At 63.5% G+C, this 25,164-nt stretch carries 23 protein-coding genes; 10 read left to right on the top strand and 13 right to left on the bottom strand.

The genetic code is table 11. The annotated features are described in order from the left end of the window. Nucleotides 1-6 precede the first annotated feature (6 nt). Genes QFZ88_RS20370 through QFZ88_RS20355 form a run of 4 tightly spaced genes read right to left on the bottom strand, consistent with a single transcriptional unit; the run spans nucleotide 7 to nucleotide 3,845 of the window. Nucleotides 7-1,170 carry an acyl-CoA dehydrogenase family protein gene (locus tag QFZ88_RS20370; protein ID WP_024925905.1) on the bottom strand — a complete coding sequence of 388 codons (1,164 nt, stop codon included), beginning with the start codon at nucleotides 1,168-1,170 and terminating at the stop codon, nucleotides 7-9. A 3-nt stretch (nucleotides 1,171-1,173) separates the two neighbouring features. Then, nucleotides 1,174-2,268, bottom strand: a complete 1,095-nt coding sequence (locus tag QFZ88_RS20365; protein ID WP_024925904.1) for a 3-hydroxyacyl-CoA dehydrogenase NAD-binding domain-containing protein — start codon at nucleotides 2,266-2,268, stop codon at nucleotides 1,174-1,176. Further along, the gene (locus tag QFZ88_RS20360) at nucleotides 2,265-2,894 is read right to left on the bottom strand and encodes an HD domain-containing protein (protein ID WP_024925903.1); all 630 of its coding nucleotides are present in this window, start codon (nucleotides 2,892-2,894) and stop codon (nucleotides 2,265-2,267) included. Before QFZ88_RS20360 ends, QFZ88_RS20365 begins: the two co-directional genes overlap by 4 nt. A 33-nt stretch (nucleotides 2,895-2,927) precedes the next feature. Further along, complete coding sequence (locus QFZ88_RS20355) at nucleotides 2,928-3,845, bottom strand: 3-keto-5-aminohexanoate cleavage protein (protein WP_024925902.1); 918 nt, start codon at nucleotides 3,843-3,845, stop codon at nucleotides 2,928-2,930. 76 nt (nucleotides 3,846-3,921) lie between these two features. Between QFZ88_RS20355 and QFZ88_RS20350 the strand changes: the two genes are divergently transcribed. Next, a complete protein-coding gene (locus tag QFZ88_RS20350) occupies nucleotides 3,922-4,902 on the top strand; it encodes a GlxA family transcriptional regulator (RefSeq protein ID WP_024925901.1) in 981 nt (326 codons plus the stop codon). 11 nt (nucleotides 4,903-4,913) lie between these two features. Here the strand turns inward: QFZ88_RS20350 and QFZ88_RS20345 are convergent, their stop codons facing one another. The 3 genes from QFZ88_RS20345 to xylA form a co-directional block, all read right to left on the bottom strand. Next, nucleotides 4,914-5,120, bottom strand: a complete 207-nt coding sequence (locus QFZ88_RS20345; RefSeq protein ID WP_024925900.1) for a hypothetical protein — start codon at nucleotides 5,118-5,120, stop codon at nucleotides 4,914-4,916. A 169-nt stretch (nucleotides 5,121-5,289) separates the two neighbouring features. Further along, complete coding sequence (locus tag QFZ88_RS20340) at nucleotides 5,290-5,799, bottom strand: GNAT family N-acetyltransferase (protein ID WP_245317397.1); 510 nt, start codon at nucleotides 5,797-5,799, stop codon at nucleotides 5,290-5,292. Continuing rightward, nucleotides 5,777-7,087: a xylose isomerase gene (gene xylA, locus QFZ88_RS20335; RefSeq protein ID WP_024925898.1), complete on the bottom strand. Its 1,311-nt coding sequence runs from the start codon at nucleotides 7,085-7,087 to the stop codon at nucleotides 5,777-5,779. The genes QFZ88_RS20340 and xylA overlap by 23 nt, the downstream gene beginning before the upstream one ends. A gap of 155 nt (nucleotides 7,088-7,242) precedes the next feature. Between xylA and QFZ88_RS20330 the strand changes: the two genes are divergently transcribed. Beyond that, nucleotides 7,243-7,605: a nuclear transport factor 2 family protein gene (locus QFZ88_RS20330; protein WP_024925897.1), complete on the top strand. Its 363-nt coding sequence runs from the start codon at nucleotides 7,243-7,245 to the stop codon at nucleotides 7,603-7,605. Between the two features lie 50 nt (nucleotides 7,606-7,655). Here QFZ88_RS20330 and xylB read toward each other — a convergent pair whose 3' ends face one another. Both xylB and QFZ88_RS20320 read right to left on the bottom strand, forming a co-directional pair. Further along, nucleotides 7,656-9,107, bottom strand: coding sequence for a xylulokinase (gene xylB, locus QFZ88_RS20325; protein WP_024925896.1), 1,452 nt, complete (start codon nucleotides 9,105-9,107; stop codon nucleotides 7,656-7,658). 171 nt (nucleotides 9,108-9,278) lie between these two features. Further along, a complete protein-coding gene (locus tag QFZ88_RS20320) occupies nucleotides 9,279-10,604 on the bottom strand; it encodes a tetratricopeptide repeat protein (protein ID WP_024925895.1) in 1,326 nt (441 codons plus the stop codon). 185 nt (nucleotides 10,605-10,789) lie between these two features. Here QFZ88_RS20320 and QFZ88_RS20315 point away from each other — a divergent pair, with 185 nt between their 5' ends. Continuing rightward, the gene (locus QFZ88_RS20315; RefSeq protein WP_036255387.1) at nucleotides 10,790-13,597 is read left to right on the top strand and encodes an autotransporter outer membrane beta-barrel domain-containing protein; all 2,808 of its coding nucleotides are present in this window, start codon (nucleotides 10,790-10,792) and stop codon (nucleotides 13,595-13,597) included. Nucleotides 13,598-13,636: 39 nt separating this feature from the next. Here the strand turns inward: QFZ88_RS20315 and QFZ88_RS20310 are convergent, their stop codons facing one another. Beyond that, nucleotides 13,637-14,260: a LysE family translocator gene (locus tag QFZ88_RS20310; RefSeq protein ID WP_024925893.1), complete on the bottom strand. Its 624-nt coding sequence runs from the start codon at nucleotides 14,258-14,260 to the stop codon at nucleotides 13,637-13,639. 91 nt (nucleotides 14,261-14,351) lie between these two features. Next, nucleotides 14,352-14,750 (bottom strand): hypothetical protein, encoded by a 399-nt coding sequence (locus QFZ88_RS20305; protein ID WP_139116420.1) that lies wholly within the window; start codon nucleotides 14,748-14,750, stop codon nucleotides 14,352-14,354. Here QFZ88_RS20305 and QFZ88_RS20300 point away from each other — a divergent pair. The 3 genes from QFZ88_RS20300 (at nucleotide 14,720) to QFZ88_RS20290 (ending at nucleotide 17,710) form a co-directional block, all read left to right on the top strand. Next, entirely contained in the window at nucleotides 14,720-15,517 is a 798-nt protein-coding gene (locus QFZ88_RS20300) for a L,D-transpeptidase (protein ID WP_024925891.1), read from the top strand. The genes QFZ88_RS20305 and QFZ88_RS20300 overlap by 31 nt on opposite strands. A 304-nt stretch (nucleotides 15,518-15,821) precedes the next feature. After that, nucleotides 15,822-16,988: a diphosphate--fructose-6-phosphate 1-phosphotransferase gene (locus QFZ88_RS20295; RefSeq protein WP_024925890.1), complete on the top strand. Its 1,167-nt coding sequence runs from the start codon at nucleotides 15,822-15,824 to the stop codon at nucleotides 16,986-16,988. An 8-nt stretch (nucleotides 16,989-16,996) separates the two neighbouring features. Next, the gene (locus QFZ88_RS20290; RefSeq protein WP_024925889.1) at nucleotides 16,997-17,710 is read left to right on the top strand and encodes an MBL fold metallo-hydrolase; all 714 of its coding nucleotides are present in this window, start codon (nucleotides 16,997-16,999) and stop codon (nucleotides 17,708-17,710) included. Nucleotides 17,711-19,404: 1,694 nt separating this feature from the next. Here the strand turns inward: QFZ88_RS20290 and QFZ88_RS20285 are convergent. Beyond that, a complete protein-coding gene (locus tag QFZ88_RS20285; protein WP_036255186.1) occupies nucleotides 19,405-20,853 on the bottom strand; it encodes an aldehyde dehydrogenase family protein in 1,449 nt (482 codons plus the stop codon). A 484-nt stretch (nucleotides 20,854-21,337) separates the two neighbouring features. On the opposite strand from QFZ88_RS20285, the gene QFZ88_RS20280 reads away from it, so the two are divergent. The 4 genes from QFZ88_RS20280 (at nucleotide 21,338) to QFZ88_RS20265 (ending at nucleotide 23,914) form a co-directional block, all read left to right on the top strand. Next, a complete protein-coding gene (locus tag QFZ88_RS20280; protein WP_024927120.1) occupies nucleotides 21,338-21,559 on the top strand; it encodes a DUF680 domain-containing protein in 222 nt (73 codons plus the stop codon). A 568-nt stretch (nucleotides 21,560-22,127) separates the two neighbouring features. Next, nucleotides 22,128-22,343, top strand: coding sequence for a DUF680 domain-containing protein (locus tag QFZ88_RS20275; protein WP_024927121.1), 216 nt, complete (start codon nucleotides 22,128-22,130; stop codon nucleotides 22,341-22,343). 429 nt (nucleotides 22,344-22,772) lie between these two features. Next, nucleotides 22,773-23,027: a DUF680 domain-containing protein gene (locus QFZ88_RS20270; protein WP_024927122.1), complete on the top strand. Its 255-nt coding sequence runs from the start codon at nucleotides 22,773-22,775 to the stop codon at nucleotides 23,025-23,027. 239 nt (nucleotides 23,028-23,266) lie between these two features. Then, entirely contained in the window at nucleotides 23,267-23,914 is a 648-nt protein-coding gene (locus QFZ88_RS20265) for a dihydrofolate reductase family protein (protein WP_024927123.1), read from the top strand. Nucleotides 23,915-24,040: 126 nt separating this feature from the next. Here the strand turns inward: QFZ88_RS20265 and QFZ88_RS20260 are convergent, their stop codons facing one another. Continuing rightward, a complete protein-coding gene (locus QFZ88_RS20260) occupies nucleotides 24,041-25,153 on the bottom strand; it encodes an ABC transporter ATP-binding protein (protein ID WP_024927124.1) in 1,113 nt (370 codons plus the stop codon). Nucleotides 25,154-25,164: the final 11 nt, after the last annotated feature.

The following is a 25,164-nucleotide window of genomic DNA, read 5'->3' as shown; positions in this document are numbered from 1 at the left end:
GCTGGATTATCCCCCAACCGCCCTCAACAGGGCGCGGGAAATGATGTGGCGCTGGATTTCGGACGTGCCTTCCCAGATACGCTCGACACGGGCGTCGCGCCAGATGCGCTCCAGCGGCAGATCGTCCATCAGGCCCATGCCGCCATGGATCTGGATCGCCTCATCGGCGATGAAGGCGAGCACCTCGGTGGCCTTCAGCTTGGCCATCGCCATGTCTTGGTCGGTCACGGTGCCCTGGTCGTACTTCCAGCCGGCTTCGCGGGTCAGGAGTTCGGCCGCCTTCAATTCCATCGCCATATCGGCCAGCTTGAAAGAGACGCCCTGGAACTTGCCGATCTGCTGGCCGAACTGCTCGCGCTGCGCGGCATAGTCGATGGCGTGCTGAAGCGCGCGCTCGGCGCGGCCGAGACAGGTCGAAGCGACCTGCAAGCGGGTGGCGCCGAGCCAGCTGTTGGCAACTTCGAAGCCCTTGTGGACTTCGCCCAGTATCTGCTCCTTGGGGATACGGCAGTCGTCGAATTCCAGGACCGCATTGGTGTAACCGCGGTGCGAGACATTGCGATAGCCGTCGCGCACGGTGAAACCGGGCGTGCCCTTGTCGACGAAGAAAGCGGTGATCTTCTTGCGCTTGCCGCGCGAGCTGTCCTCTTCGCCCGACGCCATGAAACAGATGGCGAAATCGGCTATGTCGGCATGCGAGATGAAATGCTTGGTGCCGTTCAGCACCCAGTCGCCGCCCTTCTCCACCGCGCTCGCCTTCATGCCGCGCAGGTCGGAGCCGGCACCGGGCTCGGTCATGGCCAGGCAATCCCACTTTTCACCGCGGATGCAGGGGAAGAGATATTTCTCCCGCTGCTCCGGCGTACCGGCGAGCAGGATGTTCGAGGGCCTGGCGACACAGGTCCAGTGCAGTGCATAGTTGGCGCGGCCGAGTTCCTTCTCGTAGAGCAGCCAGGTCAGCGTATCGAGGCCGGCGCCGCCGACTTCGGCCGGCATGTTCGCCGCGTAAAGACCAGCGGTGATCGCCTTGGCCTGCAGCTCCTTGACGAGGTCCATGCGCAGATGGCCAGTGCGCTCAACCTCCTGTTCATGCGGGTAGAGCTCGTTCTCGACAAAGGCACGCGTGGTGTCGACGATGAGCTGCTGTTCTTCGGTCAGGCCGAAATCCATGGCTCAGCCCTTCTTTCCGGCGGTCTTTTTGACTGCCTTCTTCACCGGCTTGGACGCCTTGGCTTTCGCTGCGGCGGCCGAAGTCTTCGTCTTCATCGAAGCCAGGTCGGCGAGCTGCTTGGTATAGCTCTTGTGCAGCGCGCCGGCGCCCCAGCCCTTGCCCTTGTTCTGTTTGGACAGGGCATCCATGATCGCGACGAGATTGTCGTCACGGATCTTTTCCAGCTCGCGGATCGACCATTTTTGCGACTGGTCGTCGGACTGGCCGGCGATCAGGTCAACCAGCTCGTCGTTGAATTCCGGCACGTTGGTCAGCTTCGTCCATGGCCATTGCAGGCAGGGGCCGAACTGCGCCATGAAGTGGCGCATGCCAGCCTCGCCGCCGGCGATGCGGTAGACCTGGAACATGCCCATCTGCGCCCAGCGCAGGCCGAAGCCGTAGCGCATGATGTCGTCGAGTTCCTCGACGGTGCAGATGCCGTCCTTGATCAGCCACAGCGCCTCGCGCCAGGCCGCCTCCAGAAGGCGGTCACCCACAAAAGCCTCGATCTCCTTGCGGATGACGACAGGTTTCATACCGATGGACGCGTAGATCTCCTTGGCGACCTCGATCGCTTCCGGGAAGGTCTGCGCGCCGCCGACGATCTCGACGATCGGCAGCAAATAGACCGGATTGAACGGATGGCCGACCACCAGCCGCTCGGGGTGTTTCTTCATCGCCACCTGCATATCGGACGGCTTGATGCCGGAGGTGGACGAGCCAACAATCGCGTTGGCGGGAGCATGCAGGTCGATCTCGGCCAGCACCTTGTGCTTGAGGTCGAGCCGCTCGGGCACGCTTTCCTGGATGAAATCGGCGTCGGCGACCGCCTCGGCAATGGTCTTGGCGAAGGTCAGCTTGCCTTCCTTGGGCAGGCCGCCGGGAACCATCTGCTTGTAGGCGCGACGCGCGCCCTTCATCACCTCGGCGACCTTGCGCGAGGCCTCAGGATCGGGGTCGAAGATCGAAACGTCGATGCCGTTGAGCAAGAGGCGCGCGACCCAGCCCGCGCCGATGACACCGCCTCCGATGGCAGCTGCTTTGACGATTGTGCTCATGCGGGCGCTCCGCTTCTTTCCTTGGCGATTTCGGGGTTGACCAGTGCGACGCGTTCGCCGGCACGGATGACGGAAGGATCGTATGCCTTGCGGGCGAAGACCTCGATGACGAAGGGCCGGAAGAACTCGATCGGAAGGGTTTCGTAGTCGGGATCGAAACTCGACTGGTCCCAGCGTTCGCAGAACTGGTCGCAGTCGTCGTAGTAGGCATGGCCGGTGAACTTATCGCGCGCATGGCGATTACCGCCGAGATGATGGGCGTAATAGAGGCGCTGGAAGTCGCCGTGCTTTTCCACCACCCAGGTGCACTGTTCGCGCACGAACGGTTTCAGGATCGTGGCCGCGTATTCGTCGTGATTGTAGGGCGCGTATATGTCGCCAATATCGTGCAGGAGCGCGCAGGCGATCCAGTCGGTATCGGCGCCGTCACGCCAGGCGCGTGTGGCTGCCTGCAGCGAATGGCCGAGACGGCTGATCTTGTAACCCGACAATCCCTCGTCGAGTTGGACGAGCGCGTCGAGCAGGCGGTCGCCTGTCTTGGCGGCATAGTCGATCTCATGGGCGGTCAGGAACGCATAGTCGTCCTTGTCGCCATCCTTCATCGCGGTGAATTTGACCGTGGTCATGCCGAACTCCTCTCCGTGATCGACACTTTCCGATCACGCCGCGATCGGCGCACGCTTCACGAGGTTGAGCTTCTTGCGCACCTCTTCCGGCCCGATGACCCGGGCGCCCAGATTTTCGACGACAGAAACCGCGCGCTCTACCAGTTGCGCGTTGGTGGCGAGCACGCCCTTGTCCAGCCACAGATTGTCTTCGAGACCGACGCGCACGTTACCGCCGGCAAGCACCGCCGCAGCGGCATAAGCCATCTGGTTGCGGCCGAGCGCGAAGGCCGAGAAGGTCCATTCCTTCGGCACATTGTTGACCATGGCCATGAAGGTGTTGAGGTCGTCCGGCGCACCCCACGGCACGCCCATGCACAACTGCACCAGCGCGTCGGGAGCCAGGATCTTCTCCTCGACCAGTTGCTTGGCGAACCAGAGATGGCCGGTGTCGAAGGCCTCGATCTCCGGCTTGACGCCCATCGCCGTCATCATGCCGCCCATGGCACGCAACATGCCCGGCGTGTTGGTCATGACGTAGTCGGCTTCGTTGAAATTCATCGTGCCGCAGTCGAGCGTGCAGATTTCGGGCAGGCACTGGCGCACATGTTCGACGCGGTTGGAGGCGCCGCCCATGTCGGTGCCCTGCTCCTTCAATGGCAGCGGGCTTTCAACCGGGCCGAACACCATGTCGCCGCCCATGCCGGCGGTGAGGTTCAAGACCACATCGACATTGGCATCGCGGATGCGCTCGGTCACCTCACGGTAGAGATGCACGTCGCGGCGCGGCTTGCCTGTCTCGGGATCGCGGACATGGCAATGGACGATCGCCGCACCCGCCTTGGCCGCCTCGATAGCCGAATCGGCGATCTGCTTGGGCGAGCGCGGCACATGCGGGCTGCGGTCCTGCGTGCCACCGGAACCGGTCACGGCACAGGTAATGAAGACCTCGCGGTTCATCGCAAGCGGCATAGCTTTCCTCCCGAAATGCTTTTCACCGATCATTGCGCCGCTTGCCGAAGTCTGCTTTGCGCTTTACGAAACAAACATGGCCAAATCCGAAAGGCAGACAATCTTTTTTGCCGAGCGCGCGCCGCTCAAGGTGACGCTGCTAGTGTTCTCCGGCTCGTCGATCATGTGCGTGGCCTCCGCCGTCGATCCGCTGCGCGCGGCAAACCGCATCACCGGCGAGACGCTGTTCGACTACCGGCTGGTGTCGATGACGGGCGATGCACCGGTGACGACATGTGGCCTGCCGGTGGCTGTGTCCGGACGCTTCGACCCCGCCGAGGCCGCCGACATGCTGGTGGTGATCGCTGGCTTCGGCACGCAGAACTACGCGACTTCGGCGCTGCTTTCCGGCTTGCGGCGCGCGGCGCGCACGGCACGCGCGGTCGGTGGCGTCGAAGCCGGAACATGGCTGGTTGCGCGTGCGGGACTGCTCGAAGGGCGCAGCGCGACCACGCACTGGGAAGACATGGAGGATTTCACCGCAGCCTTTCCCGGCACCGACGTTCGCCCCGACCGCTATGTCATCGACGGTCCGGTCTTCACCTCGGGCGGCGCCTCGCCAACCTTTGACCTGATGCTACACCTGGTGCGCTCGCGGCTTGGCATGGCTGTGGCGCTCGATGTCGCCTCGGTCTTTATCTACGATCAGGCGCGCGCCGCCACCGACGCGCAACCCCTGGTCTCGCTCGGCCGCCTCGATGGCTACGATCCGCGCCTGGCGCAGGCGATCCGGCTGATGGAAGCGCATGTCGACCAACCGCTGACGATCGCGGCCATCGCCCGACGTGCGGGCATCACTGCCCGCACGCTGGAGAGCATCTTTCGAGCCTCGATCGGCGAAACACCCGGGGCCTACTACCTCAGGCTCAGGCTCGGTGCCGCCAGACGACTGGTGGTGGACACACGCATCGCCATGGCTGACATCGCCGGGCGAACGGGCTTTTCGTCCGCTGCGGCATTCTCAAGAGCGTTTTCAAGAGCTTTCGGCGAGGCGCCGGTCAGGTTGAGACGCGGCTGACGCCGCGCCGATCAGGCAGCGCGGCGGTTGTCTCCACCGTCGATCAGGTCGCGCATCTGCTTGGCCAGGTGTATCTCGAAACGGCCGGCCACGGCGCGATCCCATTCGTTCGATACCTTGGCGTCGTCGTTGGGACGCGGCATCGACATCAACCGGTCGATGATCGAACCGGCATGCTCACGCGACAGAAGGGCGTCGATTTCGTGTTCGATCTGCATTCTTCGCCTCCTTTCGATTCGTGTTGGCGAGGCCTGTATATAGGAAACCTGTGACGGCTTCTTGAAGGCAAGCTCAAGGCGATTGAAAGGCAGATTGAGAAAATTGAGTCACGAAATCGTGCTGGAACGGTGATTTCATTCCGCCAACGACTTATCCGGCTAACCGTTCCTAGAATTTCTTTTCGAACAACACCGTTGTCAATCCGCTCTCCCATTCAAGGTCGGGATAGCGGTCTTTTTCCTCGTAGCCCAGCGCTTTGTAGAAGGCCTGGCTTTGTTGGTTGAAGCTGTCGGTCTCCAGCCGAACCTGGATGTAGCCGGACGCCTCGATGGCTTTCTCGGCCTCCACCATCAGGGCGCGACCGACGCCGAGACGCTGGTGACGCGAACCGACATGCAAGGCATCGATGAAATCGTCCCGCCAGTTGACGAGCCCGGCAACCTCGCCACCGACCAGCGCGACGAGGAAATTACGGCCCTGTTCGTCCACGAAACGGTGGCCGACATTGCCTTCGACATAGTTGCGCGCGGCAGCCGGGGTGATTTCCGGCAGCCAGGTGCTCTCGAAGGTTTCCTGCAGCACACGCTTCAGGCCCGGGAAATCGGCTTCGATCCCGCGCCTGATGGTGATCCCGCCGCGCTTTATGCCAGCGCTGTCAGACATACCGGTTGACGACATTCTCCAGATATTCCTGCCGGCCGGAGCGGGGTTCAGGCTCGATCCCGTCCTTGAGCACCTTCGCCGATAGATCCTCCAGCGTGACGCTGCCCGCAAGAACCTTGCTGGCTTGCGGATTGGCCCAGCCCGCGTAACGCGCCTCGAGCGGAGCCGACAGCGCCTTGTCCTCGATCATGCGCGCGGCGGCCTTGAGCCCACGCGCGCAGCAGTCCATGCCCCCGATATGAGCGATCAGCAGGTCCTGCGGGTCGAGCGACTGACGGCGCAGCTTGGCGTCGAAATTGGTGCCACCGGTGGTGAAGCCGCCGGCCTGAAGCACCTGATAGTAGGCGAGCGCCATTTCCGGCACGTTGTTCGGGAACTGGTCGGTATCCCAGCCCGACTGGTAGTCGTTGCGGTTCATGTCGATGGAACCGAAGATGCCGAGCGCATCGGCCAGCGCCAGCTCATGCTCGAACGAGTGTCCGGCCAGGATGGCGTGACCCTGCTCGATATTGACCTTGACCTCCTTCTCCAGCCCGAAATCCTTGAGGAAACCGTAGACCGTGGCGACGTCGTAATCGTACTGGTGCTTGGTCGGCTCCTGTGGCTTCGGCTCAATCAGGATGGTGCCCTTGAAGCCGATCCTGTGCTTGTAGTCGACCACCATGGACAGGAAGCGGCCGGCCTGCTCGCGCTCGCGCTTGAGATCGGTGTTGAGCAGGGTCTCGTAGCCCTCGCGGCCGCCCCACAGCACATAGTTTTCGCCGCCGAGGCGTTTGGTGACATCGATGCATTTCTTGACCGTGGCAGCTGCGTAATAAAACACTTCCGGGTCGGGATTGGTGGCGGCACCGGCCATGTAGCGGCGGTGAGAGAACAGGTTGGCGGTGCCCCACAGAAGCTTGACGCCGGTCTCGCTCTGCCTGGCTTCGAAGACATCGGCGATCTCGTCGAGCCGCGTAGCGCTTTCGGCGAAGGTTGCGCCCTCCGGCCGAACGTCGGCGTCGTGGAAGCAATAATAAGGCACGCCGAGCAACGACAGCATTTCGAAGGCGACGTCGGCTTTCAGCTTAGCCGCCTGCATCGTGTCGCCGAACCATGGCCGCTCGAAGGTCTGTCCACCGAACGGATCGCCACCCGGCCACGCAAAGGAATGCCAGTAGGCGACGGCGAAGCGCAGATGGTCTTCCAGCCGCTTGCCGAGCACCACCTCGTCCTTGTTGTAGAAACGATAGGCGAGCGGATTGGTCGAATCCGGCCCTTCATAGCCGATCTTGCCAACATCGCCGAAGAAACCGGTGCTCATGCTCTTTCTCCTCTGGAATGCTTTGGACGGGCCCTGCCCGCTATCCGGGACAACGGCCCCATCGACATCGTGCCGATTACCTGCCGCGTAATTGGTTCCGTTTGCGGGACGGGCGAAAAGGCTCGTGTCGAAACCCGAAACAAAGGAAACGGACCATGACCGACCTCGCCGCCATCACCCACAACTACATCGCCGCCTGGAACGAAACCGATGCGGCGCGTCGGGTCGGCCTGCTCGACGCGGCCTTCACCAACGATGTCAGCTACCGCGACCCGATCATGCAGGGCGACGGCCATGCCGGCCTCACCGCGCTGATCGAAGGTGTGCAGCAGCGCTTCCCCGGCTTCCGCTTCTCGCTGCGCGGCACGCCGGACGGTTTCGGCGAGTTCATCCGCTTTTCCTGGAACCTCGGACCGGAGGGCGTGGATTCGGTCATCGAAGGCACCGACATCGGCTTTGTCGAGAACGGCCGGCTGAAGACAGTCACCGGCTTCCTCGACAAAATTCCCGCCCAATAAAGCGAAAGGCGACGGGCACGGGCCCGTCGGCGCAGGCGCAGTCCGGCCGGTCACATCGTCCCCCTGATCGCCGGATAGAGGGCGCCGTACCGCCGATAGGCGTCCTCGAAAGCCGCGGCCAGGGCCTTTTCGGGCTCGACGGTCGCGGCAACGGCCGGGGCCGTGCAGACGGCAAGCGGATCGGCCCCGGTCGCGGCGATCAGCCCGAGCCGCGCCGCGCCAAAGGCAGCGCCGAAATCGCCATCGGCCGGCACATCGACTGGAATACCCAGCGCCGTGGCGATTGCCTTCAGCCAGTAGCGCGAACGCGAGCCACCACCGATTGCCGTGACCCGCTCCAGCGTCGTTCCGGCCTTGCGCAAGGCCTCGAGGCTGTCGCGGAAGGCAAAGGCTACGCCTTCCAGCACTGCTTGGGTGAGCGCCGAACGGCTCGATTCATGCGCCAGGCCGACAAAGGCGCCACGAATGGCGGCATCGTTGTGCGGCGTGCGCTCGCCGGACAGGTAGGGCAGGAAGGAAACGCCGCTCGGCGTTTTCAGCGTATCGCCAAGCTCGGCCGTCAGTTCGCCGGCGCCCTTGCCGGTGATCTCCGACAGCCAGTTGAGCGAATCCGTGGCGGACAGGATCACGCCCATCTGGTGCCATGTCTGCGGCAGAGCGTGGCAGAAGGTGTGCACCGCGCTTTCGGGATTGGGCAGATAGGCGGCATTGGCCGCAAACAGCACGCCCGACGTGCCCAGCGAAACGAAGGCATGACCGGCACCGACCGTACCCATGCCGCAGGCGGAGGCGGCATTGTCTCCCGCGCCGCCGGCGACCGGAATGCCCGGGGTCAAACCCCACTCGGCGGCCAGTTCGGCACGCAACCCGCCCGCCCTGTCGGTGCCCTCGACGAGCGTAGGCATATGGCTTTCATCGAGCTCGGTGGCGGCAAGTAGCTCCGGTGACCAGCGCCGCTTTTCGACATCGAGCCAGGAGGTGCCGGCCGCGTCCGACATTTCCGAAATATGCTCGCCGGTCAGCCAGAGCCTGAGATAGTCCTTCGGCAAAAGCACCTTCGCCACCCGGGCGAAGACGGCCGGCTCATTGGCTTTCACCCAGGCCAGTTTCGGCGCGGTAAAGCCCGGGAAAACGATGTTGCCGGTGAGCTTGCGGAAACGCGGATCGGCGTCCAGCTTGGCCGCTTCGGCAAAGCTGCGCGTATCGTTCCACAAAATGCAGGGGCGCAGCACCGCGTCGCCGGCATCGAGCAGCGTCGCGCCATGCATCTGACCGGACAGGCCGATGCCCTTGATGGCCGCGAATTCGCGAGAATGAGCGGCCTTCAGTTCGGCGATCGCCTGGCGGCAGGCACGGACCCATTCGGCGGGATCCTGTTCCGACCAGCCATGATGCGGACGCGACACGTCCAGCGAGGCATGACCGGAGCCGATGACAGCCTGCCGCCCGTCGATGAGCAGCGCCTTGACGCCGGACGTGCCGAGATCGAGCCCGAGATACATGCCTTCTCCTCCCGTTCGGTCCGCCTGCCTGCGGACCGGCACCAGCTTACCGAGACCCGAAAACCTCCCCAAGACACTTCGAGGCCTGAAAGCCTTTCAGCACTTGCTCATCTTTTTTTCGAGTCTCGAAAAATATAGTCAGGCAGGTTTTACTGTAAGGCTGGCGTCGCGTCAATTCATGTCGAGAGCGGTGGCGCGGCGCGTGAACAAGGCGGACAGCGGGCTCTCCGGGCGGGCGAGCGCGCGTTCGGCGCTCAGCGCCCTTGCCAGCGGCACATCGCCGTCGCGCAGGGCGGCCTCGATCAGCGTCAGATCGATTACGTCGCGCTGCGCATGGCTACCACCGAATGCGGGCGCGACGGCGCGGATCGGCCGCAGCAACCGCACCGTCTCGGCGTAATTGCCATCGCCGAAGGCCTTTACGGCCAGCGTGACCGGATGACCGACATCGCGGGTGAAGGCGGCATTGTCGTCGCTGGCTGACATCGCCTCGCGCTGGGCTTCCAGCAGGGTTTGGGCCGGTGTCTCCAACCCGGCTCCGACAAAGGCCATCATCGCGTGTGCGTCGTTGAAGGCATAGTTGCCGGCCGCCGCCTTTGGCGTCCAGTTGGCGGCGAGCGCCACCCAGCGGTCGCCGACATCGACGCCGCCGAGATGCAGGCGCCACAGGATCGCCGAGGCATCGACCATGTTGAGCGCGAGTGTCGATCGCTTGCCGTAGATCGGCCCGTCGAACAGCGACAGCACCTCGTCCGTCTCGCCGAGATCATAGTGGAACAGCGCGAGGTGCCACCAATTGTGCACCTGGAGAAAGCTCTCCTTCGTCCAGCCGTCTCTATTCGACCGCATCCAGGCGATGCCATCGCGCTGCCGGCTCTGCATCTCCATGACGTGAGCCACCGCGTGCTGAGCCCAGCCATCACGCGGTTCGAGTTCGATCGCTTGGCGGCCGAACCGTTCGGCGCGCTGATAATCGCCCATCTCCTCAAGCCCGAACGCCTGCATGCCGAGAATGGCGTGATAGCCTGGCAAGGCCTTGTTCCAGACCGGCAGTGCACGGCTGATACGGTCCCGCAGCATGCGGGCGTTGCCGGTGAAGAAATCGATCTGGTGGCCGGCCTGCAGGGCAAGCGCATCGAGCGGAAACTCGATGGCGATATCCTCAAGGATACGCGCCGCCTCGTGCCAGCGCCCGGCCGCCAAATGCCCGAGCGCGGCGACATGGCCCTGCTCGCGGGCGCTGGCGGCTAGCGGCAGCGCCGCCTGATGACAGGAGCGGGCAACCGCCATTGCCTCGCGCTCGGTCGACAGGCCGAACAGATACCCCTTCAATACATGCGCCATGACGAAACCAGGCGCTTCGGCGATCGCGGCGTCGGCCGAACCAACGGGATCGCCGACGAAGCGCTGCAACTCGCCAACCCCGCGCAGATAGTGCTGCAGGGCCGTTTCCGAGGTGCCCGAAAGCGCGAGGCCGGTTGTGTCTGTCGTCTTCATCTTGGTTATTCCTAATATTCGCAAATTATAAACCATGGAAACGAACTGTGTTTGGAGGCGCAGGGCAAATCATGGCTTCTTTGTGGCAATCGGCCAGGCGGGGTGACCGGGACGGTCATGGGGTTTCAAGAGTGGAAGGTCGGCGAGCAAGCGTCATTTAAGCGATTTTCGAGGGGAACATATTGATGCAGCAATGTATTTCGGCCGCGGCCAAGCGGGCTAGAACTTCTGCCGCCCGAAAACTGACTTTGCTGGCTTCGACATCACTCCTGCTCGGTATTGCACCGCTCTCGCCGGCGTCAGCCGCCTGCATCCTCTCCTCTTCTCCAGGCAACGACACCGTCATCTGCGACAGCGGCACAACCGTTGGAAACCTCGTCGACACGAGTGGCAACAACACGCTGATTTTTCCGGCCGGCGGCACCGGCCAGATCACCGGCAACGTCACCTATGGCGCCGGCGCCGACCGCATCGAGATGCATTCCGGCACCATCACCGGCACGGTAGATGAGGGCGACGGCCCCGATTCTTTCATCATCAGCGCCGGAACGGTGATCGGCAATGTCCAGCAAGGCGGAGGCATCGACGATTTCCAGATGACCGGCGGCCAAATCGGCTCGCTCAATCAAGGCGACGCACGCGACACTTTCTTCATGTCAGGTGGGCGCATCGTCGATTTCTTCGACGATGGCGACTACGCGATCATGACCGGCGGCCGCATCGGCCGCGTCAACATGAAACTCGACAAGAACTATTTCAACATGTCGGGCGGCATCATCGACCGCAATCTCGTGACCGGCTTCGACGACGACATCATCATCGTTTCGGGCGGCACGATCGGCGGCAACATCAGCACCAGTGGCGGCAATGACAGCGTCACCGTCACCGGCGGCTCGATCGGCGGCGACGTGCTGATGAGCGTCGGCCAGGACACGTTCACCTGGAACAATGGCGGCATCATCTACGGCACGATCGACCTCGGCGGCGACAACGACACCGCCACGCTGAGCAATCTTAACAATGGCAATCTGGGCGCCACCAAAGCGATCAGCGGCGGACTCGGCGTCGATACGCTCACCCTTTCCAATGTCAGCATGACCGGCATCGCCAGGCTGCAGAACTGGGAAACGATCAGCGCCACGAACGACACGCAGCTTGTCTTCGACGGCACGTTGACGCTCGGCGATCCCGGCACGGGAACCGGGACGCTGACGGTCGACGTGGCCAGCACGCTCTACGGTGGCGGCGCCAATGGCGGGGTCTCGGCCTTCACCGCCGGGCAAATGGCCAATGTCATCAATGCCGGGCGCATTGATCTCACCAATGGCGGCAACAGCCTGACCGACACCTTCACCATCGCCGGCAACTACACCGGCAACAACGGTCTGCTCCTGCTGCAAACGGCGCTTGGCGACGATAGTTCCGCCTCCGACAAGCTGGTGGTTTCCGGCGGCAAGGCGAGCGGCGAAACCAGCATCAGCGTCATCAATGTCGGCGGCGCGGGAGCCGCCACCACGCAGAACGGCATCATGGTGGTGCAGGCGGTCAATGGCGGCACCACGGCAAGCAACGCCTTTGCGTTGAACGGGCCGGTAGCGGCCGGCGCCTACGAGTACTTCCTGTTCAGAGGCGGCGTCACCGCCGGCAGCGCGGAGAACTGGTATTTGCGCTCCACCCTCGTGAACACGCCCTCTACCGAACCACCGCCGACAGTAGCGCCCGGTCCAGGCGTGCTGGAGCCTGCACCGCCGCCACCGCAACCGGTGGCGCCCGCGCCGGAGCCGCCGGCTCCGCCACCTGTAACCCCGCCGCCGCCGGTGCCGCCGGAATCGACACCAGCCAATCCGAACCCCGTCGATCCCGCTCCGCCGGTCCAGCCGACCGACGCCGCACCGGTCGCCCCGCCTCCGCCACCGGCAGTTCCGCCAGCTGAACCGCCACCGCCGCCGCCGGAAGTGTCAACGGAGGTTACGCCGCTTCCATCGCCAGGCGTCGCACCGCCCTCACCCGGCGCCACTCCGGTGATCGGCGATGTCGTTCCGCTCTATCGCGTCGAAGTGCCGACCTACGCGGCACTGCCCCCCGCCGGTTACCATCTGATGAGCGCTACGCTCGGCACGTTCCACGAACGGCGCGGCGAGCAATCCCTGCTCGGTGGCGTCGGCATGGTGCCCGCCAGCTGGGGGCGCCTCTTTGGCCAGAACGCGGAAGTCAGTTGGGGCGGCACCGTCTCGCCGACTTTCGACGGACATCTTTTCGGCTTCCAGGCGGGCACCGACCTGATCGGCTGGGAAGGCCCCTCCGGTCACGAGAACCGGGCCGGTCTGTTCATCGGCCATACCCGCATGGATGGCGACATCCGCGGCCAGGCGCTTGGCTGGAACAATCTCAGCGTCGGAAAACTGGACATGGGTGGCACGTCGTTCGGTGCCTACTGGACCCATATCGGCCCCGGCGGCTGGTATCTGGACGGCGTCGCCATGGGCACCTGGTTCAACGGCAAGGCGACGTCGAACCGCGATATCGGCATCAATGTCGACGGTACGGGCGTCACGCTTTCACTCGAGGGCGGCTATCCAATTCCGCTGGACGCCGACTGGTCGCTGGAACCGCAGGCGCAGCTGATCTGGCAGCACCTGTCGCTCGACGGTAAGGCCGACCGCTTCTCGTCCGTCTCCTTCGACAATGACAACAGCCTCACCGGTCGTCTCGGCCTGCGCCTGCAAGGAACCATGCCAGCCGGCAGCGCCGTCGTGCAGCCCTACCTCAAGGCCAATCTCTGGCATGACTTCGGCGGCACCGACCAACTGGACTTCGGCGCGGACCCGATCTCGGCCGAACGCGGCGGCACCTCGCTGGAACTGGGTGGCGGCGTGGTGGCGAAACTGTCGGACACGCTGAGCGTCTTCGCCACCGCCGATTACACCACCAATCTCGGCGGCGACAAACGGCGCGTGTGGGAAGGCAATCTCGGTCTCAGCGTCAAATGGTGAGTGCGGTTGCGGGGCCGGATCTCGGCCCCGCCCGCGGCATCAGTTGCCCGACCGCATCGCCACGGTGGCGATGCCAGCGCCGACCAGCAGCGTGCCGCCGGTGCGGTTGAAAATGCGGATGGCTTTCGGATTGCGCACGATGTTGCGGGCTCGCGAGGCGACCAGCGCGTAACCAAAGGCATTGGCGAAGGCGAGCGTCAGGAAGGTCGCCTCGAAGATCATCATCTGCGTCCAGAAATTGCCGTGCCGGTCAAGGAACTGCGGCAGGAAGGCGACAAAGAAGGTGATGCTCTTGGGATTGAGCGCGGTGACCAGCCAGGCATGGCCCATCATCCTGGCCGCCGAAACGGCGTCGTGGCGCGGCGTGGCTTCCAGCGCACCGCCGGCCCGGAACAGCTTGATGCCGAGATAGACGAGATAGGCGGCGCCGATCACCTTGAGCACGGTGAACACCGTGGCCGAGGCGGCCAACAGAGCGCCGATGCCGAGCATCGACAGCGTCATGGCGGTGAAATCACCCAGCGCCACGCCGACCGCCATGGGCAGCGCCGTGCGCCAGCCTTGTCCCAGCGCGTAGGAAACGACGAGCAGGATGGTTGGCCCGGGAATGAGAAGCAGGATGGAGGACGCGGCGGCGAAGGCCGCCCAATTCTCGAAAGACATGGATCTCTCCTGTTAAAGAAGAGGATAAATCCCTGCCTTCAGGCCGATGTAAAGAGGTTTTTCCAGCAATTTCGAGAAGCGCAGACGGGCGTCAATTCGCGCCGGTCGGCACGCTCGTTGCAGCGATGGCGGCAACGCACGCGATGGCCATGATGGCCGCTGAAAGCAGTGCCATATCGGTCGTTGCGGTCCGCCATGCGAAGGCCCGTTCCAGGTTCGAAATCAACTCTTTAGGATCGGGGAAACGGATAGCCGGGAGCCGTGCCGGCATTGTGACGGAACCGAGGTCTTTTGATGCCTGGCACCTTTCCAAGCGTCCAAAATCACCGGCCACGCTGGCTTGTCTGAAGCGCAAATCCAAGCCACCCAAGGCTTTCACGCTTTTTAAACCATGAATCCTGAAAATGCGCTCTATCGCCGGGCATGTGATCCCGGCTGTTCGTTTGGGGTAAAGAGTGCATGCGTAAACCGCAAGACCTGACGCATTCATCCGGCGTCGCCAGCCCGGAATCCGACCACCTCATCTCGCGCCGCGCCGTGCTTTCAGGCCTCGGCGTGATGACCCTGCTTGGCGCCTCCGGCTGCTCGCAGACCCTCGATATCCCCTCGCTCGGTCCGGTCGGACCGTCGGGCGGCATGCCCCAGCTCGACGACATGTCGACCGGCTCGATCCGCCCGATCCCGCCGATCAGCGTCGACAAGAACATCACCGACAACGGCACCATGTACGCCTCGCTGACCGACAACGGCTTCGTCGTGCCGGCCATTCCCTTCCAGAAGGTCAAGCAGGAGTTTCGCCGCCAGATCGTCGTCGACCCGACCGGCGAGGCACCCGGTACCATCGTCGTGCGGCTTAACGAGCGGCATCTCTACTGGGTGCAGGAAGGTGGCGAGGCCGTGCGCTACGGCGTCGGCATCGGCAAGGCCGGCTTCGAATGGAGCGGCCGCGCCGTGATCCAGTACACCAAGGAATGGCCGACCTGGACGCCGCCCAGGGAAATGATCGCGCGCAAGCCGGAGCTGGTGAAATGGGCGAGCGGCCAGCCGGGCGGCCTCGACAACCCGCTCGGCGCCCGCGCGCACTACATCTACAAGGACGGCCAGGATACCGGCTATCGCGTGCACGGCTCGCCCGAGTGGTGGACCATCGGCACCCAGGCCTCGTCCGGTTGCGTGCGCATGATCAACCAGGACGTCATCGACCTCTATAACCGCGTCCGTGCCTCGCCGACCAAGGTGCCGATTGTGGTTGCATGAGGCAGTCGGCAGTCGGCAGTCGGCAGTCGGCAGTCGGCAGTCGGCAGTCGGCAGTCGGCAGTCGGCAGTCGGCAGTCGGCAGTCGGCAGTCGGCAGTCGGCAGTCGGAGACTGCTCCGTTGCCTTCCCGTCGAGCGCAAGTCGTAAATTCATTGGCAAGTTGCCCAATACAGCTGCAGATCGCCCATTCCCGACTGCCGACTGCCCACCCCCGACTGCCTCCTCCTAATCGATTAAATCTCCCGTTGCGTCACGCCTGAATACAGGCGAAAGTTCTGGCTGAGACGGATCGGGAGGATCGCAGGATGGCCGGAACTTTCATCATCGCCCAGGGCGGCGGCCCTACCGCGGTCATCAACCAGACGGTGGTCGGCGCGGTCCTCGAAATCCGCAAGAACCATCCCGGCGCGCGTGTGCTCGGCTCCCGCCATGGCGTTCGCGGCGTTCGCGACGGCGACTATGTCGACCTCACCGACATGCGCGAGGACCAGCTGCGGCTGATCGGTCGCACGCCGTCGGCGGCACTCGGCTCCACCCGCGACAAGCCGGACGCCGCCTATTGCGAACTGGTGCTGAAGGGGCTGCAGAAGATCGGCGCCGACGCCTTCATCTATATCGGCGGCAACGACACCTCCGGCACGCAGCAGATCCTCACCGACGCGGCGGGCGGCAAGATCGCCTTCGTGCATGCGCCGAAGACCATCGACAACGACCTGGTCGAGAACGACCACACGCCGGGTTTCATCTCGGCGGCGGAGTTCGTCGCCGGCGCCTTCCTGTCGGTGGACCTCGACTTCCGCGCCCTGCCCGGCATCTATGTCGGCATCGTCATGGGCCGCCATGCCGGTTTCCTCACCGCCGCGTCCGCCGCCTGGCGGCTGGACGGGGATAGCGGGCCGCATCTCGTCTATGTGCCCGAGCGCGCCTTTTCGGTGGACCGCTTCATCGACGACGTGAAGGCGACCATGGCCAAGCACAAGCGCTGCATCGTCGCCGTTTCCGAAGGTGTTTCCACCGCGGACGGGCGTTCGCTGGTCGAGACCATTGTCGGTTCCGACAAGGTCGAGCGCGATGCCCACGGCAACGTCAAGCTTTCGGGCAGCGACCTGAACCGCGCCTTCGAACAGGCGCTGGCCGAGAGGCTGCCCGGCAAACGCGCCCGCGTCGACGCGCTGGGCTACATGCCGCGCGGCTATATCGGCGCGGTGAGCCCGGTGGATGCGCAGGAGGCTTTCGATGCCGGCGCCTTCGCGGCGGGCGTCGCCGCCGAGGGCGGCGGCTCGGTGGCTCTGCAATATGATGGCAAGAAGACCGTGTTCAGGAAGGTGCCGCTGAGCAGCGTCGCCGCCAAGACCCGGCACATGCCCGACGATTACCTGCGTAAGGACACCAACGACCTGTCCGATGCCGGCCTTGCCTATCTGCACCGGCTGGTGCCGGCCAAATACCAGGTCGGCAAACCTTTCGTGTGAGGGCGACGATGACCGGCTGGTTCGGCAAACAGGCACTCGACCCGGCGCTGACGCTGATCGCCGAGCCCTTCGTGCATCCTTATATGAGCGCCAATATCTGGCACCTCAAAGGGCGCGACGTCGATCTTCTGGTCGACACCGGCATGGGTATCTGCCCGCTGGCGCCTGAGATCGACACGCCGGCCGGCAAGCCGCTGCTGGTCGTTGCCACCCACATCCATCTCGACCACGTCGGCTCGCTGCACGAATTCGCCGACCGCGCCGGCCCGGCGCAAAGTGCCGCCGAATTCGCCCGCATGGGCGATGCCGCCACCTACGCGCATGAATTCCGCGAACTGGAGGGTGCCGTTTCGCGCCTGCCGCATCCCGGCTGGAGGGCTGAAAGCTACCGCATCGAGCCGGCGCCGCTGACCCGGATTCTTGCCGAAGGCGACAGCGTCGACCTTGGCGACCGGCGCTTCACCGTCCTGCATCTGCCTGGCCACTCGCCGGATTCGATCGCGCTGTTCGACGAACATGACGGGCTCTTCTTCAGCGGCGACGCCATCTATGACGACACGCTGCTCGACGATCTTCCCGATTCCGACCGCGCTGCCTATCGCCACACCATGCGGCGGCTGCTCGAATTGCCGATCAGCACCGGCCATGGCGGCCACGGCCCGAGCTTCGACCGCGACAGGATGCGGGCGATCGCGCAAGCCTATCTTGCGACTGGTAGTTGAGCCTGCAAGCCGACCTGAAATACGAGGCTTCGGTTCTGGCCAGGACGAGGACCGGGCCATGCTCTCGAAGAATGTGACGTGGCGGCATCCTACTCCTTCGTCATTCCGGGCCAGCGAGGCGAAGCCGAGCGCCGACCCGGAACCCATAAAGCAGCACGGCCGGGAATGAGGGTCGCGTTGACGGGAATGAAACACGCGGCGTCGGTTCGGCTGCATGAACGGTCCAGGACGAGGACCGGGCCGGGCTCGACGATGGGCGGCCAATGGGTTCCGGCTCTCGCTGCGCTCGGCCGGAATGACGGCGGTGGAGTTGTCGCCTTCATTCTGTTTCTTGCCATCGGAGGGATGTGACGGAGCGGCATCCCAAGCACTCGTCATTCCGGGCCAGCGAGGCGGAGCCGAGCGCCGACCCGGAACCCATTGAGCAGCACGGCCGGGAACGAAGGTCGCGTCAACGGGAATGAAGCACGCGGCGCCGGTCCGGCTGCGTGAACTGTTCAGAACGAGGACCGGGCCGGGCTCGACGATGGTGCGGCCAATGGGTTCCGGCTCTCGCTGCGCTCGGCCGGAATGACGGAGGCGGTGCAGTCGCGCCGACGCGCGGTTGCGTTGATACACTTCTTCATCGCCACGCTGCGGAAATCCGCCCTGGCCATTGTCAAAAAACACTCCCTTGCGGGAGGTGGGAAGCGGGGCGCCGGGTCGGTGCCTCATGCTATTCTGATACTGGCGCCTTCCGGGCGCCCCGCCGGTGTTCTTGCCCCGGACCGACCTCGCCGTCCTTCGCGACGGCAGACTTCGGACCTCGAAGCCGCCATTTTCGGCGGCCGGGTTTTTCCAGGGCCCGGACTTAGGGCTCGTCACCAGACAGCGCCACCGTTAGCGCTGCCAGTCCGGCACCGGCGCCCTCCCTGATACCCGGTGCGCACCAGGTTCCCGTGAGGGCGATGGGCCGATTGTCGTGCAAACCCCGAACGTGTGGGCAAATCTAGACGTGGTTTCTTGCGCAGTTTTCGGCAAGCGACTGAACAGGCGAGGTTCTTTCTTTGGACTTGCGCGCACCGCCGCGCATTCAATCCACATCCTGCACCGCTCCGGCGCATCGGCGTTCCGGCATGGATTCCCGACACGCTCCGCTCCCTGCGGTCGCTCACGCGGTCGGGAATGACGAATGTTCTGAAACGCTTTCGTCAATCGCCAACGGCTTTGAGAGTAGCTGTCGTTCGCGTCGGTTTCGATGACCGCCGTTGTTCACACCAACGGTTTTAGGGATCGCTGTTGTTCGCAGCGCCCCTGATGCAAAGCCGGGCATGGACAATCGGCGAGACCATCCACGCGTCTCGTCATTCCCGACCGCGTGAGCGACCGCAGGGAGCGGAGCGTGTCGGGAATCCATGCCGGAACGCTGGAGAAACCGCCAGCGACGCAGAACCACATATCGGCCGCGCGGAAACAGCTGCCGACGGCTCAGAACAAACAAAAAGGCGGAACGCGGGCCCGAAGCCGGCGGAACGGTGACGAAGATAGCGGCGGTTCGAGGCCGGCGGGGATACGCAACACGCAGGTCGACGGCGGCTGAGCGCGCGGCTCGACGGCGGCGTGCGGCAACGCGGAGCCCGCCGAAAAGAAAAAGGCGTCGCACCGGGCGACGCCTTTCTTGTTTCGCAGACCTTCGGTCCGCCGTGCGGACGGACTTAACCGACCTGCTCGTCCCAGCCGGAGATGGCCTTGACCTCGAGGAAATCCTCAAGACCCCATTTGCCGCCCTCGCGACCGAGGCCGGACGCCTTGTAGCCGCCGAAGGGGCTGCCATAAGGACGGTCGGCGCCGTTGATCTGCACCATGCCAGCGCGGATGCGGCGTGCAACACGCTGCGCCTTGACCTTGTCCTGGGTCTGCACATAGCCGGAAAGGCCGTAGGGCGTATCGTTGGCGATGGCGATGGCATCGTCTTCGGAATCGAACGGGATCATCGCCAGCACCGGCCCGAAAATCTCCTCGCGGGCGATGGTCATGTCGTTGTTAACGTCGGCGAAGACGGTCGGGCGGACATAATAGCCGCGGTTGAAGCCTTCCGGACGGCCGAGGCCACCGGCGACGACACGCGCGCCTTCCTTGATGCCGGCCTCGATCAGGCTCTGCACCTTGTTGAACTGCACTTCCGAGGAAAGCGGCCCGATATGGTCGCCATCCTCCGCCGGATTGCCGACCTTGACGGTGGCGGCATAGTCGGCGGCGAGGCTGACGGCGCGGTCATAGACCGGGCGCTCGACCAGCATGCGTGTCGGCGCGTTGCAGGACTGGCCGGTGTTCTCGAAGCAATGGGCAAGGCCGCGCGCGATCGCGTCGGGAAGGTCGCTATCGGCGAAGACGATATTGGGCGACTTGCCGCCGAGTTCCAGCGCGACGCGCTTGATGCTTTCCGAGGCCGATTTGGCAACCGCGATGCCGGCGCGCGTCGAGCCGGTGAAGGACATCATGTCGATGCCCGGATGACGCGACATCGCCTCGCCAACCCCGGGGCCGTCGCCATTGACCATGTTGAACACACCGGCCGGGAAGCCGGCGTCCTCCATCATCTCGGCAAAGACGATGGACGAGATCGGCGCGATTTCCGACGGCTTCAGCACCACCGTGCAGCCGGCGGCGATGGCCGGCACCACCTTCAGCGTGACCTGGTTCATCGGCCAGTTCCACGGCGTGATCAGGCCGCAGACGCCGATCGGCTCGTAGACGATGTGCTCCTGCTTGTCGCGCTCGGAGAGCGGCGTCTCGAAATGGAAATCCTTCAGGGTGCGGATGAAGGCCTTGATGTGGCCGGCACCGCAGGCGGCCTGCGATTCCAGCGCCAGCTTGATCGGCGCGCCCATCTCGTCGGAGATGGCCTTGGCCATGTCGTTCATGCGCTTGTTATAGGAAACGAGCAGGCGCTCAAGCGCTGCCAGGCGTTCCTCGCGGCTGGTGCGGCTCCAGCCGTCGAAGGCGCGCCGCGCGGCCGCGACGGCCTTGTCGACATCGGCGGCCGAACCCAGCGAGATGACCGCGAAGGGTTGCTCGTCGGCCGGATTGGTCACCTCCAGCTCCCGCGGCGCCGCCGGCGCGACCCATTTGCCGTCGATGAAGAAATCCGTCTTGCGCAGCATGATGTTCTCCCTGTTGGCGGCCGTTGTAACAGCCGGCCCGCCGGTGGCGGGCGATGAAACCGACCCGTTTTTTAGAGCCTATCGACAAAGTTCTAGCCTTGCCAGACGGGCCTGCTCAAGCCTCAGCGGCGGGAGGCGCGTGAGGCCAGAGGCGGGTAAGGAATGGCCCTTCAAGCCCCGTACAGACGCCTTTTGGGGCACCGGGCGTTGACGATGCGTCTACCAGGCTATGAACGCCGGCTTAGTATTTTTTTCCATATCGCCCAGGCGTGAATTCATCTATCTATTTGAAATTAAAGGATTAAGTAAAAAGGATGGAATCCGACCGCGAAATTTCAAGGGGCGTTTTCTTGATCCACGCGGAACAATTTCGTGATTGGAAAGTCGACTGGGCCGCTCCCAGATATGCCCTGTCCGAACGACGCGAATTCCTCCCAAGAACACGCCGCATGACGGACAGAACTTTGAAATTCGGAGTACGAAAATGAAAAAGATTGCTCTTGCTACTGCTGCTCTCCTGGTTGCCGCTGGTTCGGCTTTCGCTGGCAGCGACAACTTCAACGCCTATGCCGGCTCGAACCCGCATGCCACGGTCGACTCTTCCTACACCGCTTCGGTGAAGGGTGGTTCGGTGTCGCACGACGCCAGCATCAAGGACGTCAAGCCGATCACCGACGGTGCTCCGCGCCTCGGCGGCAACAGCTAAGTTACGGCTGATACGGCCGTCGGCTCGCGCCGACTGCCGGTACCAAAAAGCGGTGGGCTTGCCCGCCGCTTTTTTGCGTCTGGGACATGCCGCCATGAAGCATCCCCGCCGCACGCTTTCCAATCGACATCGCTGCCCTTGCGACGCTCCCTATATAGAGAGTTCCTTAGAGAGCGGCGCGTCCTCCCGAACAGGCACCCACCAGGCCGGATCAGCCGTGCGCTCGGCATGACCGGGCGTCCCTGCCCGTTCTCTAAAAACCGCCCATAAACCCGCAGATTGGTCACCGTTCGTTGACGGTGCGTTCAGACCGTCCTGAACGCCGGCTCATTATGCCGGACCGACCGCCGCGACCGTGACAATGCAAGATATTGAAATTGCTACAAAATAATAAGGTCATATGTCATGCTTACGAAACTTCAAGGGACAATTTCGCATGGCTGATAAACATTCTTGTGATTGGAACCTTTCACCCCCCAAACCCATTTCAGTGTTGTCCGAACGACGCGAGTTACCTCCCAAGACCACGACGCTTGACGGACGCAACATTGAGATTTGGAGTACGAAAATGAAGACGATCGCTCTTACCGCCGCTGCCCTCCTGGTTGCCGCCGGCTCTGCCTTTGCGAATGGCAGCGACCACTATGGTTCGAACTACACCTATTCGAACGTTGACAGCTCCTACACCGCTTCGACCCAGAAGGGTTCGGCTGTTTCCCATGATCTGGGCGCGACCGTGAAGCCGGTCACCGATGGCGCTCCGCGTCTCGGCGGCAACAGCTAATAGCCAAAAGACTGGGCCGTCGGCTTTGCCGACGGCGGTGAAAAAAGCGGTGGGCTTGCCCACCGCTTTTCTCGTTTCAGGACACCCGTGTCCCCGCCCCTTTTTCCGGTTGCCGGCTGCCCCAAACCAAACCGCGAAACAACGTTCAGCCAGCGGCGACACTGCGGTCGGCTCTGGTGAACGCCAGGCGGTATCTTTCGCGAGACGCGACCGCACCACACCCATAACACACTGTAAAATATTGGTTATTTCCGCCTTTCGTATCGGCCCGATCAAATTTCAAGGGGCATTTTCACACGACGCATGAACATTCTTGTGATTGGAACCTTTAGGGGCCCATCGCCATTTCCTTGATATCCGAACGACGCGATTACCTCCCAAGAACCACGCCGATTGACGGATGGAAAACCGAACCTTGGAGTTACGAAAATGAGAACGATTGCCCTTACCGCCGCCGCCCTTCTGGTCACCGCCGGTGCCGCCTTTGCAGGCAGCGACAATTTCGACGCCTATGCCGGTTCGAGCCCCTATGCGGCCACGGCAAAGGTCGACACGCTGCCCACCGCCTCGATCCGCCAGCATGACGCAACGCTGCAGTGGCTGAATGGCGACCGGCAGACCTCCGCCGACAAGGCAGCCCAGGCGGCCATCGACTACCGCGTCAATAATTTTGGCAACCGCTAAGCGCGGCTGACTACGGACTGCGAAAAGCGGCGGGCTTGCCCGCCGCTTTTGATTTTCCACGAGACCGCATAGCCGACTGCCCGCCGGCATCTCCCGCCGTCCGCCAGCCGAGCGCCGGATGCCATTTCCCGGCGACGCTCATCCTCCGAAATATCGACCGTGCAAAAACCGGTTGCAATTTGAAATCTGTCGCTCTATAAACCAGTTGCAAATTGCAATTGGTTTTGGAGGATTTTGCAATGTCCAAGCTGGTCGTGCGCGCATTCTCGATATCGGTCGACGGTTACGGCGCCGGGCCGAACCAGAGCCTGGAAAACCCGCTCGGCGAAAACGGCATGAAACTGCACGAGTGGTTTTTCGACACCCCCACCTTCAAGGCAATTCACGGCGGGAGCGGCGGACAGATGAGTTCCGACGAAGACTTCGCCGCGCGCAGCTTCGACAATCTCGGCGCCTGGATCCTCGGCCGCAACATGTTCGGCCCGGTGCGCGGCCCCTGGCCGGACGAGGACTGGAAAGGCTGGTGGGGCACCAACCCGCCTTATCATGTGCCGGTCTTCGTGCTGACGAACTACGCCCGCGCGCCGCTCACCATGGAAGGCGGCACCGTCTTCCATTTCGTCACCGACGGTTTCGAGGCAGCGCTTGCCAAAGCGAAGGAAGCGGCACAGGGCAAGGACATTCGCGTCGGCGGTGGCGTGTCGACGCTGAAGCAATATCTCAAGGCCCGGCTGATCGACAACCTGCATCTCGCCGTCGCGCCGGTGCTGCTGGGCTCCGGCGAAAACCTGTTCTCGGGCATCGACTTCGCGGCGCTGGGCTACCGCATCACCGAGCGGGTGCCGACGGAAAAGGCGGTGCATCTGACCGTCGTGCGCGACGACTGACTTTCATCGCCGCAACATCAAGGTCTTTCGAAACGAAGAGGGACCGCGAAACAGAAAGAGGGCCTAGCGGCCCTCTTTTTCGTCTCCAGCGGTGCCGTCTCCGGCAGCCTCTTTTGGTATCGTGCCTCAGGCGGCCTTGGCGGTCGCCTCATAATGGGCGAAGGAACGGCCGTCGGCGTCGAAGATATGCAGATCTTCGGCATTGGCGGTGAGCTTCAGCACGCTGCCGCGCTGGACGGCGACGTTGCCCGGCAGCTTGGCGGTCAGCGGCTGGTCGGCGCGGCCGATGTCGATATAGACGAGCTGAACCTCGCCGAGTTGCTCGACATAATCGACCTTGCCTTCGAACAGATAATCGGCGCCGGTGGCGACGAAGAGATCCTCGGGGCGCACGCCGAAGGAGACGGAAGTGCCCTGCGCGCTGGCGGGCGTGGCGATCGGCACCGATGCCTTGCGGCCGCCGAGATGGCTGATCGTGGTCGAGCTGCCCGTCTTGTCCACGGTTCCCGGCAGGATGTTCATGGCCGGAGAGCCGATGAACTGGGCGACGAAAAGATTGCCGGGCTTCCGGTAGAGATCCATCGGCGTGCCGACCTGCTCGATATGCCCGTCCTTCAAAACGACGATGCGATCGGCCAGCGTCATCGCCTCGACCTGGTCGTGGGTGACGTAAATCATCGTGGTGTTGGGCATCGATTCCTTCAGCTTGGCGATCTCGATGCGGGTGGCGACGCGCAGTGCGGCGTCAAGGTTCGACAACGGCTCGTCGAACAGGAAGACCTTGGGATTGCGCACGATGGCGCGGCCGATGGCGACGCGCTGGCGCTGGCCGCCCGACATCGCCTTGGGCAGACGGTCGAGATATTTGGTCAGCTGCAGGATTTCAGCCGCCTGCTTCACGCGGCGGTCGATCTCGGCCTTGTTCTCCTTGGCGATCTTCATGCCGAAGGCCATGTTGTCGTAGACGGTCATGTGCGGATAGAGCGCGTAGGACTGGAAGACCATGGCGATGCCGCGCTTCGAAGGCGGCACGTCGTTGACCCGCTCGCCAGCAATGCTGAGATCGCCCGAGGTGATCTCCTCCAGGCCGGCGATGGAGCGCAGCAAGGTGGACTTGCCGCAACCCGACGGGCCGACGAAAACAATGAACTCGCCCGATTTGATGTCGAGGTCGATGCCATGAAGAATGTGAATGTTGCCGTAGGACTTCTTCACCTGCCTCAGCGTCAGATCGGCCATTATTTCCTCCC

Source organism: Mesorhizobium sp. YL-MeA3-2017 (genome assembly GCF_030814575.1).
GTDB lineage: Bacteria > Pseudomonadota > Alphaproteobacteria > Rhizobiales > Rhizobiaceae > Mesorhizobium > Mesorhizobium terrae.
Note: the sequence above shows the minus strand (reverse complement) of the source record. Positions and strands in the feature narration are given on the sequence as shown.